At 48.3% G+C, this 2,462-nt stretch carries 3 protein-coding genes and 1 pseudogene; all 4 read right to left on the bottom strand.

From position 1 onward, the window contains the following. Positions 1–342: 342 nt before the first annotated feature. Positions 343–1,206, bottom strand: a complete 864-nt coding sequence (locus B5F35_RS17930) for a tyrosine-type recombinase/integrase (RefSeq protein WP_087243031.1) — start codon at positions 1,204–1,206, stop codon at positions 343–345. Between the two features lie 184 nt (positions 1,207–1,390). After that, on the bottom strand, positions 1,391–1,732 hold the full coding sequence (locus B5F35_RS17925) for a GntR family transcriptional regulator (protein WP_087243029.1): 342 nt from the start codon (positions 1,730–1,732) through the stop codon (positions 1,391–1,393). 46 nt (positions 1,733–1,778) lie between these two features. Continuing rightward, positions 1,779–2,000 (bottom strand): hypothetical protein, encoded by a 222-nt coding sequence (locus tag B5F35_RS17920; protein WP_087243027.1) that lies wholly within the window; start codon positions 1,998–2,000, stop codon positions 1,779–1,781. Between the two features lie 129 nt (positions 2,001–2,129). Then, positions 2,130–2,315: pseudogene (locus tag B5F35_RS17915) on the bottom strand (DNA methyltransferase); the annotation flags it as partial. Between the last annotated feature and the right edge of the window lie 147 nt (positions 2,316–2,462).

Here is a 2,462-nt window from a genome sequence, read left to right as displayed (position 1 = left end):
ACACAAAAAAGGAAGGTCCATTCCCGCAGCACAGAAGGGAACAGACCTTGACAAATGTATCCAAAACGCGCTATAATATAACGCAGTAATGGCGTTCACAGAAGTCAGTCGGTACCGTTTATACCTTCTGGCGGGGCGGCGGTTTATTTTCCAGATAAGCCGTCGCCAGTGAATGTTATTTTCTTTTTTGGTAACCTACTTGTATATTATACCACTAAATAATGGAAAGAGCAAGTCTTTTTGAAGATATCGCAGAGTCTCCGTAAAAGGGGACTCTGTTTTTTGTTGTTGAAAGGTAAAAGCGGACACGTGTCCGCTTTTCTGAAAATCCTCCTGTTTGATTCAGCGTTTGGAGATAAGATTCATTTGCTGGCTGAGAAAATCCAGATGGGGACGGGGATACCTGTTGAGTGTAAACGCGACGTCGGTATGTCCCATCAGGGTAGACAGTGCCTTATAGTCCACGTTATTTTCGACCATACGCGTAGCAAAAGCGTGACGGTATGTGTGGTTGGAAACAAAAGTTAAGCCTGTTCTTTGCCGCATTCTCTCGTATAGCTTCCGTAATACGGTTTTTGTCAGAGGGGTTTCTCTTGTTGAGGTGAAGATAAACTCCGAAACTCTTTTCTGACGGAGGAGGATTTCCCGGGCTTCCTGCGTAAGCGGAAGGATCCGATCTCCGGCCTTTGTTTTACTGTTGCGGATACGGATGGTGCTGATGCTGCCGATTTCAAAATAATCTTCCCATTTCAGAGCCATAAGCTCTCCGGCCCGCAAGCCGGTTCGCAGGAAAAACAGAATAATATCCCCTAGCGGATCTTCTGCGGCGGCCTGCTCGACAAGTTTTTGCTCCCTGGAGGATAAGTCGCGTATCTGCTTTTTGGCAGCGTATCGTGGGATGGAAATATTAGATGCAGGGTTGGAGGACACGGCCTGATTTTGTAAGGCCATCGTGTATGTTCCGCGCAGAACCACACGCATGTGATTCAACGTGCTTTGCGCATATTTTTTCCCCATATCATTGAAAGCTGCCTGGATTTCCAGATTGGTGATAGCATTCATATCCTTTTCCTTCCATTCCGGGATACAGCGGAAAAGTCGCTGGATGGCATCCAGATAGTTTTCAAGAGTCCTGGGCTTACATTTTGACTGTGCGCGGATATGCAGCCATTTGTGTGTCCATACTTCAAGCGTAGGTTTTTCCATATTGTTCCTCCTAAAAATGACATTCTTTTTATTTTAGGTGGGAAAAATCTGCTTTGCAAGGCAGAGTGCAAAGCGGACACGTGTCCGCTTTTAAAGGCCCGAGCTTCACTGAGCAGATATCAAAGCAGAGGAACATAGCAGACTGCCGGTTACAGAAGGGCATGCAAACCGGACACGTGTCCGCTCAGTTTAACATAGCGGAGATTTCCTCCCGTCCGATTTGAAGCAGCTGCGCTTCTTTTCGAGCACGGTATACCAGGGAAAGAAACGCAGCCAGTTTTTTCTGTTTGAGTCGTTGAACCGAACCAGCGCAAATGACCATACCGATCCCCCGTTTTGGTTTGAGAATCCCCCGCTGCACAAGAAGATGCAGGCTGTGGCTTACTGTTTGCGGTGCGACCTGGTACTGGTGAGCCAGTTCACTGACAGAAGGAATCCGTTTTCCTTCCTGCCATTTCCCTGTGCAGATCTCATCCTCAATTTGTTCCAGGATTTGCACATAAAGCGGTGTGCAAGCAACAATCATCCTTGTTCCTCTCCCTGTAAAAGCGGACACGTGTCCGCTTTTTTATTTACCAATCCTCTTTTTCAAAATCTTTGAGAGCGTAAGCAGCCGCGAGATTTTTTGCCATTAGTTGATCCATGGTTTCCTCCTGGAACTTGATCAGTTCCTCCTCCATCCCTTTTTCCATATACTCATCCTGAAGCCGTTGTGCTGCCTCACAATCAGCACTGGTTTTGGCTTCTGCCTCTTTCAAGAGCTGGTGGATGTATTCCAGTGTTTTAATTTTCATAGTCATTTCCTTTCCACACACAAAAGCGGACACGTGTCCGCTTTTTTATATTTCCAGTTTGGTTTGAATACCTTGTTGTAGAGCGTTGTTGATACGAGCAGCTGAGAGTTTCACATACTTCGGGTTCAGCTAAATGCCGATAAAGCGCCGCCCTTCTTCCAAAGCTGTCAAGGCGGTCGTGCCGCTTCCCATGAAGGGATCGAGAACAACGTCAGCTGGCGGAGCACCTGCCAGGATGCAGGGACGGATCAGCTCCGGCGGGAAGGTTGCAAAATGTGCGCCGTCAAAATGAGCTGCGGCCACCGGCCAGACGTCACGTTTATTTCGGACGTCGCCTGCGGCACATGGTGTGAGGTATGTCCATGCTTGTTTCTTGTGCCAGCTGGCGGCTGCGGGCCGGAATCAGCGGCATAGCTGTCCCCCATGTTGAGCCATAGAGTCCCATCAGGGCGAAGGACACGC

This window comes from Anaeromassilibacillus sp. An200, from assembly GCF_002160025.1.
In the GTDB taxonomy this organism is placed as follows: Bacteria; Bacillota; Clostridia; order Oscillospirales; family Acutalibacteraceae; genus Caccousia; species Caccousia stercoris.
Note: the sequence above shows the minus strand (reverse complement) of the source record. Positions and strands in the feature narration are given on the sequence as shown.